The 16816-nt window shown below is 31.5% G+C and carries 11 protein-coding genes and 1 tRNA gene; 2 read left to right on the forward strand and 10 right to left on the reverse strand.

What is annotated here, in order from left to right; all coding sequences use genetic code 11:
• Positions 1-285 precede the first annotated feature (285 nt).
• Together KO500_RS10805 and KO500_RS10810 are read right to left on the reverse strand one after the other, a co-directional pair.
• Positions 286-359: transfer RNA gene (locus tag KO500_RS10805), tRNA-Arg, on the reverse strand.
• A gap of 171 nt (positions 360-530) precedes the next feature.
• Positions 531-683, reverse strand: a complete 153-nt coding sequence (locus tag KO500_RS10810) for an SsrA-binding protein (RefSeq protein ID WP_215956564.1) — start codon at positions 681-683, stop codon at positions 531-533.
• A 540-nt stretch (positions 684-1223) separates the two neighbouring features.
• On the opposite strand from KO500_RS10810, the gene KO500_RS10815 reads away from it, so the two are divergent.
• Positions 1224-1781, forward strand: coding sequence for a YeeE/YedE family protein (locus KO500_RS10815; RefSeq protein WP_215956565.1), 558 nt, complete (start codon positions 1224-1226; stop codon positions 1779-1781).
• 3 nt (positions 1782-1784) lie between these two features.
• Positions 1785-2198 (forward strand): DUF6691 family protein, encoded by a 414-nt coding sequence (locus KO500_RS10820; RefSeq protein ID WP_215956566.1) that lies wholly within the window; start codon positions 1785-1787, stop codon positions 2196-2198.
• Between the two features lie 78 nt (positions 2199-2276).
• Here KO500_RS10820 and KO500_RS10825 read toward each other — a convergent pair whose 3' ends face one another.
• The 8 genes from KO500_RS10825 to KO500_RS10860 form a co-directional block, all read right to left on the reverse strand.
• The gene (locus KO500_RS10825; protein ID WP_215956567.1) at positions 2277-3044 is read right to left on the reverse strand and encodes a glycoside hydrolase family 16 protein; all 768 of its coding nucleotides are present in this window, start codon (positions 3042-3044) and stop codon (positions 2277-2279) included.
• A gap of 13 nt (positions 3045-3057) precedes the next feature.
• The gene (gene bglX / locus KO500_RS10830) at positions 3058-5325 is read right to left on the reverse strand and encodes a beta-glucosidase BglX (RefSeq protein ID WP_215956568.1); all 2268 of its coding nucleotides are present in this window, start codon (positions 5323-5325) and stop codon (positions 3058-3060) included.
• Positions 5326-5394: 69 nt separating this feature from the next.
• Complete coding sequence (locus KO500_RS10835; protein ID WP_215956569.1) at positions 5395-7038, reverse strand: glycoside hydrolase family 16 protein; 1644 nt, start codon at positions 7036-7038, stop codon at positions 5395-5397.
• 11 nt (positions 7039-7049) lie between these two features.
• Complete coding sequence (locus KO500_RS10840) at positions 7050-8651, reverse strand: PKD domain-containing protein (protein WP_215956570.1); 1602 nt, start codon at positions 8649-8651, stop codon at positions 7050-7052.
• Positions 8652-8667: 16 nt separating this feature from the next.
• Positions 8668-10161 carry a RagB/SusD family nutrient uptake outer membrane protein gene (locus KO500_RS10845; RefSeq protein WP_215956571.1) on the reverse strand — a complete coding sequence of 498 codons (1494 nt, stop codon included), beginning with the start codon at positions 10159-10161 and terminating at the stop codon, positions 8668-8670.
• A gap of 20 nt (positions 10162-10181) precedes the next feature.
• On the reverse strand, positions 10182-13334 hold the full coding sequence (locus tag KO500_RS10850; RefSeq protein WP_215956572.1) for a SusC/RagA family TonB-linked outer membrane protein: 3153 nt from the start codon (positions 13332-13334) through the stop codon (positions 10182-10184).
• Positions 13335-13560: 226 nt separating this feature from the next.
• Positions 13561-16377 (reverse strand): helix-turn-helix and ligand-binding sensor domain-containing protein, encoded by a 2817-nt coding sequence (locus KO500_RS10855; RefSeq protein WP_215956573.1) that lies wholly within the window; start codon positions 16375-16377, stop codon positions 13561-13563.
• A gap of 60 nt (positions 16378-16437) precedes the next feature.
• Positions 16438-16713, reverse strand: a complete 276-nt coding sequence (locus tag KO500_RS10860; RefSeq protein ID WP_215956855.1) for an ATP-dependent Clp protease adaptor ClpS — start codon at positions 16711-16713, stop codon at positions 16438-16440.
• Positions 16714-16816 lie beyond the last annotated feature (103 nt).

Here is a 16816-nt window from a genome sequence, read left to right on the forward strand (position 1 = left end):
GACAAATATCTTCTTGATATTTCTATAAAGCATCCTGAGAACAGTTACCTGCAGTAGTATTTGTAAATTGAAAGATTTAAAAACCTAAAATTATTAGAGTAATACGTTGGCCTTACTCCAAAAATTTATAAAAACGGAAATAGCGCAAGTGATATTAACACTATAAATAGTTCTATCCAATTAGTAGAGAACAGCTTTTAATAAATTTAAGTAATCCTTTAAAAAAGTAAAAACCATGTAAATCATAAGACTTACATGGTTTTGTGCCGTTTGAACAGCTTTTAGTGACCTCGACTGGATTCAAACCAGTAACCTCTTGAGCCGTAATCAAGTGCGCTATTCAGTTGCGCCACGAGGCCTTAATATTTTTCCCTTAACGGGGTGCAAATATATTTCTTTTTAAATTTACAGCAAAATTACTAGCGTAAAAAAATAATTTTTTTTGAGAGTTTATTCTTTAAAGTAGAATTGCACCTAAATAAATTAGATTTAGTTTACTCTTCTTATCCCTTTAAAAAGTGTAAAACATATTAATCTATAGCATTTATGGTAACATAGTAACGCCAACCAATAATTGCTAATTGAAACTTTGTTGCTTTTGAAAGGTCTAATGACTTTTTTGAAAACGAAGGAAGTATTAATTTATTAATTTTTGCTAATACTTTAAATAATGATTTCTTCATTTTTATTTTTTTACAAATATAGAATGAAAGATATAAAAAATAAAGACCGCCTATAGACAGTCTTTATCATATAGGCCTATATGATTTATGTTACATTAGTACAATGATTAGTGATAGTGTTAATTCTAATAATACTTTAGCGATAATAATCATAGTTGAATTGTTTTAAAAGTTATAAATAGTTGAAAAATAATCGATTATCCATTCAATATATATATTTAAACTTCTATTCTCCAAATGTTTAATACCGATTTATTGCATTTGGATATGACTTTATAACTCAAAAAGTCATTGTAGTTACAATATCAAAACACTTAACTTCAATAAAGTTATAAATTACAACACAAAACACATATTAAACTTATAAAATGATACAATTGTAGTGCTATTTTATAGCTGTTTTGATTTTCCTAGGCAAGTTTCATATAAAAACAATACACTTTTATAATTTTCATCATTTTTACAAATTAAAACTACTATGTAATTTATGTTACAGACAATCTGAATTGCAGCTTATATATTTGCATAAAAAAAATGACAATGGACTTTTTGTTACAACCTTGGCCATGGTATATTACTGGCCCATTAATAGCTATTACTATGCTGTTCTTAATTTTATTCGGAAAAACTTTTGGGATGTCCTCAAACCTGAGAACACTCTGTACCATTAGCGGTGCTGACAAATATGCTGATTTTTTCAAATTTGATTGGAAATCACAACGATGGAATTTAACTGTTGTATTAGGTGCTATTATTGGTGGTTTTATCGCTACCCAATTTTTATCTAACGGAACACCTATTGCTTTAAGCGAAGCTACAATAACGGATTTACAAGCTTTTGGCTTTACCAATATTGGAGAAAAATTAGTTCCAGATGAAATTTATAGCTGGGATAGTATTTTAACCTTAAAAGGCTTAGCAATTATAATTGTAGCTGGTTTTCTAGTTGGTTTTGGAACACGATATGCTGGTGGCTGTACTTCTGGTCATGCAATATCAGGTTTGAGTAATTTACAATTACCATCATTAATAGCTGTTATTGGCTTTTTTATCGGCGGATTAATTATGACTCACTTTATTTTACCCTTAATCTTTTAAATTATGAAGTTTTTAAAATTTTTATTTGTTGGTATTTTTTTTGGTATTGTTTTGGTTAAATCAGAAGCAGTTTCTTGGTATAGGATTTTTGAAATGTTCAAATTTCAATCTTTCCATATGTACGGAATTATTGGTACAGCTGTAGGTCTAGGCGCATTATTTATTTTTCTTTTGAAAAAATTTAAAGTAAAAAATATTGAAGGTGAACTAATCGCAATCCCTAATAAAAATAAAAGCATTGCTCGTTACCTAATTGGTGGTAGTATTTTTGGCTTAGGCTGGGCTTTAGCTGGTGCTTGCCCAGGACCAATGTATATTTTACTAGGCACAGGAGTTTTTAGCATGGTTTTAGTTATACTAGCTGCAATGTTGGGTACATTTGTATATGGTTTATTAAAAAATAAGTTACCACATTAGATCTACTCTAAAAAACAATAATCCTGATACAGAATTTCATTTCTATATCAGGATTATTTATGTTTAAGTTGCAATTATCTAATTTTCGTATACACGAATGTAGTCAATAACAAAATCTTCAGGAAGGTCGCTATCATCAATTTCACTACCTCCTAAATTACCACCTACAGCAGTATTTAAAATAAAATAAAAAGGTTGATCAAAAGGCCAATTCTCTTCTGTTTTTTCTTCAACTTGATACTCAAACACTTTAATATCATCAATAAAAAACTCAATAATATCTGGAGTCCAATTTATAGCATAGTTATGAAAACCTTCTTCTACATTTTTCACCTCAGTAGTTTTTGTATACGCATTTCCACCCCAATGGTCAGGAAAATGAAGTGATGTGAATACACTATCTGGTTTTTTTCCTATATATTCTAAAATATCAATCTCACCACTTTTTGGCCAACCAACTTCATTAATATTAGCGCCTAGCATCCAAAAGGCAGGCCATAAACCTTTAGTTAAAGTAATTTTTGCTCTAGCTTCAATTTTTCCATATTTAAATTTCTTTTTACCCGCTGTAGTTATTCTTGTAGATGTATAAATACCATCCTCTTTCTTAACTTTTATGTGTAAAAAACCATCTTTTAAAGTGTGGTTAGTTTTGGTGTATACTTGCTTTTCATTATTTCCCCAACCGCAAATGTTAGGGCAACCATCACCTAATTCAAAATTCCAAACTTCCTCATTTAACGTATCGCCGTCAAAATTTTCTTCCCATACCATTTTTTTTTCTTGGGCACAACTAAAAGAAACAATTGACAATACCAGAAATGTAAACTTTGCACTTAATTTCATTTTAAAATAGATTTTATTTTACAGAAAAATCGGCTTCAAGTGATGTTTTTGAGCTACCACCAACAAATACTTTAAAATTACCTGGTTCAACTTCCCATTTGTTATTGGCAGTATAAAACTGAAGTTTTTCCTTAGTAATATCAAAAGACACTTCTTTAGACTCATTTGGTTTTAATGTAACCATTTTAAAATCTTTAAGCTCTCTTACTGGTCTTGTTACACTCGCAAATAAATCTTTAATATATAACTGCGCAACTTCCTTACCTTCAATATTACTAGTGTTTTTTAATGTAAACGACACCCTGATTTTTTCATTTTCAGTTATAGCATTTGCGCTCAATTTTATATTTGAGTATTCGAACTTAGAATAACTTAAACCATGACCAAAAGGATATAAAGGCTCGTTACTTACATCACTGTAGTGAGACCAAAAAACAACATCATCACCAGGGTTTGTTGGTCTACCCGTATTTTTATGGTTGTAATAAATAGGAACTTGACCTACATTTTTAGGAAATGTCATTGGTAATTTTCCACTTGGGTTATAATCACCGTATAAAACTTGCGCAATTGCATTACCACTTTGTGTACCTAAATGCCAAGCTTCTACAATTGTTGGGATATTTTCTTGTTCCCAAGTAATTGCTAAAGGTCTACCGTTCATTAAAACTAATACAACGTTTTTATTTACCTTATAAACTTCTTTAAGTAATTCTTCTTGTAAACCAGGAATATCAAGTGATGTTCTACTACGAGCTTCACCAGTTTGATAGCTATACTCACCAATTACCATTACCACAACATCACTTTTTTTAGCTAAAGCAACAGCCTCAGTAATTCCAGTTCTATCAGTAGTATTAACTTTAAATTCTTTTACAAAATCATTTTCACCAATACTAAGTTTTACACCCTCTTGGTATGTTAATTTATTCTTTTTATACTCTTGCATACCTTCTAAAACAGATATTGCAGTATTATCATCTCCAGCAATTCTCCAACTACCTAATGGACTGTTTTTATCCGCAGCTAAAGGACCTATCAATGCTATTTTTTGTCCTTTTTTCTTAAGAGGTAAAAGTTCATTCTCATTTTTTAATAAAACAATAGACTTTTTAGCCATATCTAAAACGCCTTCTTGATGTGCTTTTTGACCAATTACTTTTTTTTCTCTACCTAAATCACAATATTTATAAGGGTCGTCAAACAAACCAAGTTCAAATTTTACACGTAATATTCTCTTAACCGCATCATCAACTTTAGCAATATCTAATTTACCTTCAGCTACCAATTCTTCAATATATTTTACATACACATAAGATTCCATATCCATATCAGAACCAGCATTAAGAGCTAATTCAGCCGCATGTTTGCCATCTTTTGCATAACCATGATCAATCATTTCAATCATTGATCCCCAATCAGATACCATAAAACCTTTGTAATTCCAATCACCTTTTAAAACTTCTCGTTGTAAAAAAGCATTACCTGTTGCAGGTATTCCATTAAGCTCGTTAAAAGAATTCATAAATGTTTTTACATCTGCTTTTATAGCTTCTTGAAACGGAGGAAAAATAATATTATATAATGTTGATGTACCAACATCAACCGTATTATAATCTCTACCAGCTTCTGCAAAACCATAACCGGCAAAATGTTTTGCTGTAGCTGCAATTGTATTTGGTGAGGTTAAATCATCACCTTGAAAACCTTTTACTCTAGCATAGGCAATTTTACCACCTAAATATGGATCCTCTCCAGAACCCTCCATTACTCTACCCCAACGCGCATCTCTTGAAATATCAACCATAGGAGCAAATGTCCAGTTAATTCCACTTGCCGCCGCTTCTGTTGCTGCAATTTCAGATGATTTACGGATTGCCTCCAAATCCCAACTTGCCGCTTCTGCTAATGGAATAGGACTTAATGTTTTATACCCATGAATTACATCAAAACCAATTATTAAAGGGATACCTAAACGAGTTTCTTCAACTGCAATTTTTTGTACTTTAAGCACTTCTTCTACACCTCTAACATTAAGCATAGAACCTACTAAGCCTGACTTTAAGTGATCATATTTATTTGCCGCATCACCTTCAACTGGTGTTGGACCCGTAACATTCCAAAATCCGTTATATTGATTCATTTGACCAATTTTTTCTTTAATGGTCATTATGCTTAATAATGAATCTACTTTTTGGTCTATGGTTTTGACAGAAGGTTGTTGACCAAATGCTAAGTTTAAAAATAAACTTAAGCATATTCCTATTTTAATTTTCTTCATGTTTTAACTTTTTCTTTAAAATAAGAGCGGTAGAGTTATCAGTTCTACCACTCATATCAAAAACTCAACTTATTGATAAATTCTTATATAATCTATTTCCATGCTATCTTCTGTGAAGTCTGGATCAATATCACCACCTAGTGTACCACCCATAGCTATATTAAGAATCATGAAAAACTCCTTATCATAAAATGGTAATTCTGAATTATTATCCATTGTCACTACTGTAACATTATCTAATAAAATAGTAAGTTTATCTTCTGTCCATTCAAGTGTGTATAAATGAAATTCAGACGAAGCATTTTCAACTGCTAAACTCTCGCCATAACTAGCTGTTGCTCCATCATTAGACCAGTGAAAAGTACCTAAACTCGTGTTTTTATCATCACCTGTTTGTTCCATGATGTCAATTTCACCACATAATGGCCATCCTACTGTTTCAAAATCTGAACCTAACATCCAAATTGCAGGCCAAGTACCTTGAGCTGAAGGTAATTTTGCACTTACTTCTACTCTACCGTATTTGAAATCAAATAAATCTTGCGTTTTTAATCTTGCAGAAGTATATCCACCTGAACCATCGGCTAAAGCTGTAATTTTCAAGACACCATCTTCAACTATAACATTAGTTTCATCATCGGTATATGTTTGTACTTCATTATTACCCCAGCCACCATCACCTAGGTCGTATGTCCAAAATGCAGTTGCAGGAGCCCCATCAACTTCAAATTCTTCCGACCAATATAATGTGTTGAATTCAGATACAAATTCTTCTGTAGCTTCTTCATCTGTTTCTTCTTCACTGGTTAATGTAAACCACCAATCAAATTCTGAATTTCCATCTGTTGAACTTACGACCATTTCAGTATCTGAACGGCTAAATATTTTATAACTATGATTACCTCCAATATAATATCCTAAAAACCCTGTCCCACTTAATGTTAAAGTTTCCTGGTCGTTTGGCGCTGTTAAGCTCCATTCTCCAATAAAGTCGTCATAAGGGTAGTTTTCAACATCAGATCCATTTTCTGTTCCTTCTCCAGTACCTTGTAATTCATCAACTAAAACAGTTCGTCCAAAAATAGTTCCCGATGTATCTTCCGTAGGGTCATCATTTAAACCGTTTGTTATATGAGTATAAGTACCGTCTGTATTAAAAATATATCTATCATCATACATTCCTACTCCATCTTTTTCGTAGGCAGCTGCAGCATACCATTCAGCTTGCACTTCTCCATCTACTGGACCAAGTCCAAAATGTGATGCAGCTTCTGCTTTTATACGCCAAGTAACAGATCCATCACCTACTAGCATTTGCAATAAATCATCTGGTGCTTCATACAATGCTAACACTTCAACATCAATAGTAGTACTAGAGGAAAGTCCACCTTCACCAATCGCCAAAACAGTAATTGAATATACGTTTACACCTGTTGTAGAAAAATTAAGGGTAAGCTCACCTGATGATTCTACTGTTTCTTGACCATCATAAATATATTTATACGATAACGCATCATCAGCTACTGCAGTAAAGTTTACAGCACCACTACCATCTCCATAAGGGTTATCATCATCTACACCTACAATTTCAGCAGTTACTGATAAATTTGAAGGAGTTACTGTCTCTCCTAAAACTAGTTCATCTTCATGACAACTAGCAAAAAACATAGCTAATACTAATAAAGATCCTATATAATATTTTATATTTTTCATACTTCCTCTTTTTAAATTCTAACTAATTTATATTGCCAAAATACACCTGAACCAGCTTCAACATATACACTAATCGTATTTGTATCTATAAAGCTAATATTATAGATTATAAATGCTGGTGTATCTGCAACATCAGTAAGTTCTCCGGTATTTGTAGCTTTCGCTAACCCTATATATGCTCCTGTCCCATTTATAGTAACAGTACCTGCAGTCTCATCGTATATATATGTAGCTGATGCTGATCCATCATGTGGTGCAACTGGTGTTCCACAAGAATCAGATCCCCCTTGCCAGCCTTCTACCCAAGTTTCTGAATCTAATATATTCTGAAAAGACCCATCTTCATTAAATACATAAGAATCATCATAATAGCACAATCTCTCAGTAATACAACTTTCATCACAATTCCACCAAGAAATATCACCTACACTTGGCCCAACACCTAGTGAACCTGCCTCTGAAGACATTTTCCATGTACCAGTCAAATCAGCAAGAACTAATGAAGGTTGCTTGTAAAAATATAGGTTATCTACAAATATTGATCCTGTACCAGAGTCAACTCCATCAAATTTAAACTGGATAATATTAGAAAAATCCAACGACGCATTTGCTTCAGTAAAATATGAAATTGGAATATCAAAAGAAGTCCATTCATTTGCATTTAACTCTAAATCATAAGCTGCCTCAAAAGGTCCAGAACTTATTGGCGATATTTTTGCATCAAAATTATCATCTGCAGTCCATATATCTACATGAATAAATTCCATTTCTGAAGCATCAATTGCTGCTGTATCAAAATTAATACCCTGATATGTTAAATCACCATACTGAATAATATTATTACCTTCTACTTCAATTTGAGTATATGTAGTTGACTGTCCCCAATCCGGATAATAGTCTATTGGATCAGGATCAGTGTATTCATCACTAAAAACAGAAATAACATTAGCAGCAAGGCTAGTTGGGGTTGCTACTGCTACTACTGGTTGCAAAATTTCAGTTACCAAAAATTCTTCACTATATTCTAATGTTTCAATTGCTGCACTCATTGCAATTACAGTAATTGTATAAGTTCCTGCCTCTTCGTATTGATATGATACTGTTTCCTCAGTACCAAATTCAACTGGTGTTTCATCTGCCGATTCTCCAAAATAAACTTCATAAGAAGTTGCATAATCTGCTATAGCAGTAACATTTACTTGTTTTGTTATTGCTGCATCATTTTCAATCGTAACTACTAAGTTTTCAGGAGCATTGAATGACACTGTAATCTCTTGCACAACAGAAGTGGTTAAACCGTTTATACCAACTGCTGTAATAATTGCTTGATACGTACCTTCAGCGTAATTATGTTCGGCACTATTACCTGCTATAATGCCTTCAATACTATCAGAATTATCTCCAAAATCAATTGTATAACTAACAGCACCACTAGAAGAGGGTGTTATTGTTACTAAACCTGTATTATCTTGTGTTACGCTAACTGAAGCAGCTACATTTACAGGCGCCTCGATATTGTTAACAAAATCAGTACTTCCAAACTCATCCTCTTCGCAACTCCAAATAAATGAAACAACTAATAAGGTGCTTAAAAAATATTTTAATGCTTTCATATTATATGTTTTAGTTTTAATATCCTTCATTTTGAGTTAGTCCAAAATTATCTACTTCAGTTTGCGGAATTGGAAAAAGCCCATTAGTTGTTGCGTTATAACCACTTAAAACTGTAGCTGCCTGGCCTGTTCTAACTAAATCGAAAAAACGATCACCTTCCATTGCTAACTCTAATCTTCGTTCATCCCAAATATTTTGCAGTGTAGCCGTTACTCTATGATCTTCATCACTAAAAGCTCTATCTCTCACTAAATCTAAATACGTTTGTGCTTTTGCTTGATTAACTGACGATGCTCTTAAATTTGCTTCAGCAGCCATAAGTAAAACATCTGAATAACGAATAATGCGTTGATTATTTTCATAATTTAATTCAACTTGTCCACTAGTTTCTCCTTTTCTTGGTAAATACTTTTTGTTATATAAATCAGTATTTTTATAAGGAGCTACTTGAAAAGAAACTTCTAAATCAGGATTCTCTTCTGCATATGCTGCTACATCAAAAACAGTAGCGTCTTTTCTTTGATCTCCATCATCATAAGCTGATGCCAAATCTTGTGTTGGTAAATTTGTACTCCAGCCTGCATTGTAAGGCATCGCTTCCGTACCGCTAAAACCTCTAACACCACATTGTTGAACAGCATAGTTACCTTGTCCTCTTGTTTGTCCTCCCCAGTTATAATAAGGTTGACCATTAGAATATTGCACTTCAAAAACAGACTCAGAACCATTTTCTCCTGATAATAGAAAGATATCATCAAAAGTTTCGAATAAAGTAAATGGACCATTTACCACATTCTCTAAAATTGTAGCTGCTTCGTCAAATTTCTCTTCGTATAAATACACTTTACCTAAAAGTGCTTGTGCTGCATATATTGTAACACGTCCTTCTTGAGATGCCGAAGTAGGTAAAGCACTTATTGCACTTAGTAAATCTGTTTCTATTTGTGCATAAACATCTTCTTTTGGAGAACGTTCGTAAGTTCCGAAATCAGTTAAGTCTAATTTTTTTTCAGTAAATAATACAACATCTCCAAACATTCTTACCAAATTGAAATAGTAATAAGCTCTTAAAAAATAAACTTCGCCATACATTTCTTCTTTTCTATCAAAATCAATGGTTTCACCATTAATATTTTGATCTTTATAACTTATCAAATAGTTTGCTCTGTTTACACCCTCGTAAGCAGATAAGTATAAATCATAAGTTGTACTATTGTTTGTCAAAACAGTATAATCATCTACTTGTTGCAATGAAACAGCATCAGAAGCATTTTCACCACCTGTTACTGCATTATCGGAAGCAATATCACCTATAACAACCATTTGATTTAGCCATTGCATAGGCGTGTAACAACTAACTGCCATGGTTTCATAATCAGATTCCGTTTGTAAATAATCTTCCTCCGTAACCACATATTCATCATGCGGATCAAATTCAACAACATCAGAACAACCAACAAAGATTGAAAGTATGATGATTAACCCTATATTTTTCTTTATATTTTTCATACTAAATTATTTTCTGATTATTAAAATTTAAGATCTAAACCGATTAAGAAAGTTCTTGCTTGCGGGTAAGCTCCTCTATCAACTCCAGTTTCTAGTGGAGAACCACCTACTCCGATTTCAGGATCAAAACCAGAATATTCAGTTAATGTCAATAAGTTTTTCGCTTGTGCATAAACACGTATTTTACTGAAAAAATTATTCTGGATTTCTGGTATGGTATAACCAACAATTAAACTTTTAAGTTTAATGAAACTACCATCTTCTACATATCTATCTGATGGTCTAATATTACTGTTAGTATCTTCAAAAGTATACCTTGGATTTCTAGCATCATTAGTTGTTCCTTCTCCAGTCCATCTATTTAAAATACTTCTAAATTTATTTGAATATTGTGCATTACGTTCGTAAGCTCTAAACACATCATTACCTACAGAAGCATACGTAAACATACTCATATCAAAATTTTTGTACTCTAAACTTAAATTCCAACCTAATGTAAAGTCCGCATAAGGATCTCCTATTTGTACTTTATCATCATCATCAATTGTTCCGTCACCATTAGTATCTACAAAACGAATATCTCCGGCTTGCGCACCACTTTGTGTTGCATGTTCATCAACTTCTGTTTGATTTTGAAATAAACCATCTGTTTTATAGCCATAGAAATAACCTGGAGTAAAGCCTTTTTCAAAACGAGTAACTAAGTGACTTTGTCCATTAAAGTATGATCCACCAGAATAAAAAGCACTTCCATCACTATTGGTTTCAGTTACCATATTTTTAGAATTGGTAAAGTTTATTGAAGTATTTACTTTTAAAGCATTACTTCTATTGTTCTTGTAAGCTAAGGTTAAATCGAAACCTTTACTTTCCGTACTACCAATATTAGAATATACAGGTTCAGAAGTTCCAGCATATAAAGGAACTGCATCTAAAAACAATAATCCATCAACTGTTTTATTAAAATAATCGGCAGTGATTGAAAAATTATTTAAAATGGTAGCATCAAAACCAATATTGTATTGCGTTTGTTTCTCCCATGCTAACTCTGTATTACTAAATGTATTTACTGTTGCTCCTGACTCAAAAGTTGAACCAAAAGTATACCCATTACTGTTTGCAGTAGAATTATAACTAGGACCTCCGATTTCTATACTTACATATTGAGGATCAACATTCTCATTACCTACAGTACCATAACTACCTCTAACTTTCAAAAAATTAATAGCTTCTACATTAAAAAAGTCTTCATTTGTAACAACCCAACCTAATGAACCTGCATAAAAATTAGCAAACTTGTTATCTTCACCAAAAGCAATTGAACCATCACGACGTGCTGAAAAAGAAGCTAAATATGTTCCTTCATAATCATAATTGATTCTACTGAAGTAAGAAACGTTTCTACGCTCTAAATCTTGACTAGAAGAGCCTGTGTATGCGTTTGTATTTAATTCTGTATTCAAACCTGTAGCAGAAGTAATATCAGCCCATTCCCAAGAATTATCTCTAACATCTTGTCTGGTTACAGAGATATCATCTCCAGTTGATTTACTTCTAGAAATACCCAATACAACATCAAAATTGTGTTGGTCATTAATATTAAAAAAGTAATTAGCAAAAGTTTCAAAAGTATAACTAAAGTTGGATGATTCTGATTCTGTTACACTATTATGAAATGATTGTATTGTAGTAATAGTTCCATCATCATTCTCAACATCTTGAGTTTTTATAGTACCATCAGAATAATAGTCACTTGATACATTATTAGGTCCGTAATACGCTAATGGTGTAAAGCTTTTTCCAACTTGATCCCATTTTGTATATCCTAAACGTGACGTTATTTTAAGGTTATCTAAAATATCGTATTGAAATTCAAATTTACCGTATAATTTATCTCCATTGCTTTGGTTATACGTGTTATCTAAACGCTGAACAGGGTTGAAAATTTCAGACAACAACAAGTTACTATACCCGTAGGTAGCAAAATCATCAGCATTATTATTATAAACCGAAACTGTAGGGTCAAAATTTAAAGCATTACCTAATATAGAGTTGAACGAATTTTCAGCTACAGTTTTAGTTTTAATATTCGCATATGTGGTATTTAAAATAAATTTCAATTTAGGTGCTAGTTGAAAATTTAAGTTTGCCGTAATATTAATACGATTAAAATTAGATTTATCACTACCACCTACAATACCACCTTGACCTTGATAACCAGCTGATAAAAAATACCCTAATTTTTCAGTTCCTCCACGAGCAGATATAGTATGTGCAGTTACCATAGCATCTTTAAATACTTGATCTTGCCAGTCTGTTCCTTTTCCTAATGAAGAAATATCAGAAAAAATTAAATCACCTCCTGCAGCTACACTACCTTCATTTATCATGAAAGCATATTCAGATGCATTCAAAACTCCAACTTTTCTGTATACAGATTGAACACCTGTATATGTATTAAATGAAAATTCTGTTTTTTCATTATTTCTACCACTCTTAGTAGTTACAACAATAACACCATTACCCCCTTTTACACCATATATTGCAGTAGATGCAGCATCTTTAAGAATGTTTAAAGACTCAATATCTGCAGAGTTAATAGAATTTAAATCGTCTAATGTTTGTGGCACACCATCAATAATTACAACAGGATCTACTCCAGTAAATGAAGGAATACCACGTACTAAAACAGTTGGCTTACTACCTGGAGAACCACTTTGAATAACTGATACACCAGAAGCACTCCCCTGTAAAGCTTCTTCTACTCTTAATGGTTTTAACTTCTCAATAGACTCAGTTTTAACGGTTGAAATTGCCCCAGAAACTTTAGTTACTTTTTGAGTACCATAACCTACTACTACAATTTCTTCAAGTGCACTTACATCTTCATCTAAAGTAACTGTTAAAAAACCATCACCTTTTATAGCAATTTCTTTAGTAGCATAACCTATATAAGAGAATACTAATACGTCTCCTATATTCAATTTACTGATAGAAAAATTTCCATCAAAATCTGTTGTGGTTCCTCTTGTTTGATCCTTTACAATAACATTTACTCCTGGTAAAACTTGATCAATTCCAGAGTCATTAACTGTACCATTAACAGTAAAATCTTGCGACCAACTTGTTGTAGTCAGAAAGAACGTTGTGAGAAACAAAATTATGTATTTCATATGTTTTGATTTTATATGTCACAATTTAAGACGGTATATTTTATCATTATAATAATTAACCACAACAAAAAATATACATGTCGTAATTAAATAGCTTCAAATAACCAATTTCGCAATGATAATCAGTGCTATGGCGTTAAAAAAATTAATATAATGTTATGTTAAAGACTGGTGAATAAATAGCCTTGTATAGGTAATGTTGTGGTAATTTTACAGCGTGTATTGTTTATTGTAGTTTTAAAATATAGTTTGTCAAACTAATTTCATGTGGAAGCTCCATTTTTTTACGCAATCGATATCTTTTTACTTCAACACTTCGCACCGAAATGTTTAATAAAGGAGCTATTTCTTTTGAAGATAAATTGAGACGTAAATATGCACACAAGCGTAAATCATTAGGAGTTAATGTTGGATGTATTGCTTTAATCTTATTTAAGAAATCTTTATCTGCATTATTGAATGCATCTTCAAATAACTTCCAATCATCATCATTATTAATATTCTTGTCTATTACCTTAATAACATTAGAGATTTGACTTGTAGATTTCACTTGTTCCAACTGAGTTTTTAAATTGTTTAAAAATTCATTCTTTTTTATAATACTCATTGTAGAAATAGCTAACTCTCTATTTTTATTATCAATTTCTTGATTAAGCTTTTCATTTTTAATTTGAATCAACTTTTTCTCACTTTTAATTTTTTTCCGCTTAAGTCGCTTTTGATTCTCTTTTAACAATGCCTTCTGCTGTTTTTTATAATAATTACGGTAAAGTCTATGAATCAAATATCCAAGTAAAATAAAAGCTAAAAAGTAAGTTATTAACATCAAATTAGATAAATACCACGGTCTCAATACCTCAAAAGAATATGATGCTATATTCTCTGTAGTAATATTACCTACTTTTGCTTTTACCTTAAACTCATAAGTACCAAATGGTAAATTTTCAAAAGTTACTTCTGAAGATTTTGAAGCTTCACTCCATTCATCATTTTGCCCATTTAGTTGGTACTCATACGTAACGCCGGAATACTTATTATAACGAGGCACACTAAATTTAAAATGAAATGTATTCTCAGTATTTTTAAATTCGTTCAAGCTTGAATTAATGACTACACGAGATGCATTTAAAGAATCTCTCTCTTTAACACCGACATAATTTATTTTAATGGTATAGTTCTGATTTTTTACAATCTTATTTAAGTCTAGGGTTAAATAGCCATCAGAAATTCCTATTAAATACTTTCCTACACCAAGTTCAGTAATATTCTCAAAACCTAAAACACCAATTTTTTTTCGAAATGAATCTGGAATCGAAATTTTTTCAACTTCAGGAGTGCTATTTAATTTCCCTTTCGAAATAGCAATTATATTTTTACTAGTAAAAGCCCATAAGCGATCACTTGATTGATCAGAATTTAAAACTCCTATAGGTTTTTCATCATCAGCATATAACAGATTTGTATATATGGTATCTTTTTCAAATTTTGAGTTTTTTTGATTGTACCTAAATATTCCATTATTACATTTATAGATAATATCATCTTCATAACTCAACAAACACGTTTCCGTTCCCATTGACGGGATTTCATTTACTGAAACAACTTTAGTTATTGCTTCATCAAACGTTAATCTAAAATCACCTTTGAAACCATGATTAACTATAAGTTCTCCTGAATTTAAAATTTCAAAAAAACGAGTAGAAATATCAAAACCTTCAATATTATTCCTAAAAGTCCAATTACCATTTTGCTTATGCAAAACGCTTAAACCCCTATAATTACCCTGTATTAGTAATGAATCAGCATTAGGAACAGGCTTTATATCCCAAGTTCCTGGTACTGAGGCTATTTTAGTGGCACCAGCTTCATTTACAATGAAAGTTCCACTATTATGTCCACAAAACAGAGTTTCATCAATTACTTTCAATGCCCAAACTTGACCGTTCGTATTTTTCACAAACTCAAAATCGTTATTTGAATTTTTCTTTTTATAAAAAAGGCCTTGATTTGTACCTAAATATAAATTACCATTAAAAACAGATGCTGTATAAACAACACCTATTTTCCCAATATTATCAATATATTCAAAAAAAGGAGTATCTAAATTAACTGCACTTATACCATTATTCAAAGCAAGCCAAACATCACCTTCAACATCTTCATATATTGCATGCACGGTATTACTTGTAAGTCCTTTTTTCTGATTAATTATTTCTAATAAATCACCATTAGCACTAATATGATATAATCCGTCAGAAATAGTACCCAACATAAAACTACCATCTCTTAATTGTATACTGCTGTACACATTAACAGCTTTTAGTTTTTCTAAAGCTGGGAAATCCCAAATACGACTACCTGAATTGGTTAAAGTATAAAAGTTAGCATTTTCAGTTAGAGCAGTTACTCCATTTACCGTTTTAAAAATATCAATTACGGTTTTTGTTTTAAAAATATCATCTTCAGAAAATAATAATGCCTTGCCATTTTCTATTTTGAAAATACCTTTACCACTCTGTTGGAAATAAACAGCACCATCTACATTATAAATTCTTGCTCGGTTTGAAACAGAATTTACAATATTGAAAGTTTCATCGTTTAAGTTATAAATATAAATGCGTTGTAAAGACTGGAATAATACCCAATTATCTAAATGAAGAATATTCCAAATTTCCTCATCTTCAATCATCGGTGTTGGTAATTGACTTTTTAAGGACTGATAGCTTAAAGAACCATATTCATCTTTAGTCCAAAAACCAAAATCCATATAACAACCAGTGAAAACAGTATTTTCAACCGTTGCTACCGCCCTTATGTAAGAACCATTTGAAGATTGATACGATTGCCAAACCGCACCGTTATATTCTAATAAACCCCTATTATTACCAACATATATATATTTATCTTTTGATTGTGATATGCTCCAGTTTTGATTTTCACCATTATATTCCGTTGGTGTAAAATTTAATATAGGAGGTAATTCTTGTGAAAAAGAAAAATTTACACAAATTAGAAGAAGTAATAATTGAATTAAATTACGCAAGTTGAATTTATTTTTAAAACTATAATAAAATTAGTTGTTTTAAAAAATTTTATAAATCAACTATACTATTTCGGCACTTAAACCTGCTTGTAACAGCTTACTACAACGAGGTTTTAGATCGTCATAATCACCTGTTTTAACTGTACATTTTCCGTTATGATGCACTATTATTGAGCATTGTTCTGCCTGCTCTGGTGTATGATCACAAACACCTATTAGTGTTTCAATTACATGATCAAAAGTATTCACCTCATCATTAAATAGAACAATTTCATTTTGTTTTACCGTCTCTTCCTCTACAAGAAGATCCTCTAAGATCTTTTCTTTTATACTCATAGTCGTAATTTTTATACTAAGATACAAATTATATAAAATTAAAAAAGCTTAGATTTAATTTCCGTTCATGAAAATAAAAAGTTCACTTCATATTTTTAATATC

Source organism: Cellulophaga baltica, assembly GCF_018861125.1.
GTDB lineage: Bacteria > Bacteroidota > Bacteroidia > Flavobacteriales > Flavobacteriaceae > Cellulophaga > Cellulophaga baltica_A.

Bases quoted from the DNA above. Each gene is read 5' to 3' on its own strand.
- KO500_RS10810 (WP_215956564.1), bottom strand. From the start codon at position 683: ATGAAGAAATCATTATTTAAAGTATTAGCAAAAATTAATAAATTAATA.
- KO500_RS10815 (WP_215956565.1), top strand. From the start codon at position 1,224: ATGGACTTTTTGTTACAACCTTGGCCATGGTATATTACTGGCCCATTA.
- KO500_RS10820 (WP_215956566.1), top strand. From the start codon at position 1,785: ATGAAGTTTTTAAAATTTTTATTTGTTGGTATTTTTTTTGGTATTGTT.
- KO500_RS10825 (WP_215956567.1), bottom strand. From the start codon at position 3,044: ATGAAATTAAGTGCAAAGTTTACATTTCTGGTATTGTCAATTGTTTCT.
- bglX (WP_215956568.1), bottom strand. From the start codon at position 5,325: ATGAAGAAAATTAAAATAGGAATATGCTTAAGTTTATTTTTAAACTTA.
- KO500_RS10835 (WP_215956569.1), bottom strand. From the start codon at position 7,038: ATGAAAAATATAAAATATTATATAGGATCTTTATTAGTATTAGCTATG.
- KO500_RS10840 (WP_215956570.1), bottom strand. From the start codon at position 8,651: ATGAAAGCATTAAAATATTTTTTAAGCACCTTATTAGTTGTTTCATTT.
- KO500_RS10845 (WP_215956571.1), bottom strand. From the start codon at position 10,161: ATGAAAAATATAAAGAAAAATATAGGGTTAATCATCATACTTTCAATC.
- KO500_RS10850 (WP_215956572.1), bottom strand. From the start codon at position 13,334: ATGAAATACATAATTTTGTTTCTCACAACGTTCTTTCTGACTACAACA.
- KO500_RS10860 (WP_215956855.1), bottom strand. From the start codon at position 16,713: ATGAGTATAAAAGAAAAGATCTTAGAGGATCTTCTTGTAGAGGAAGAG.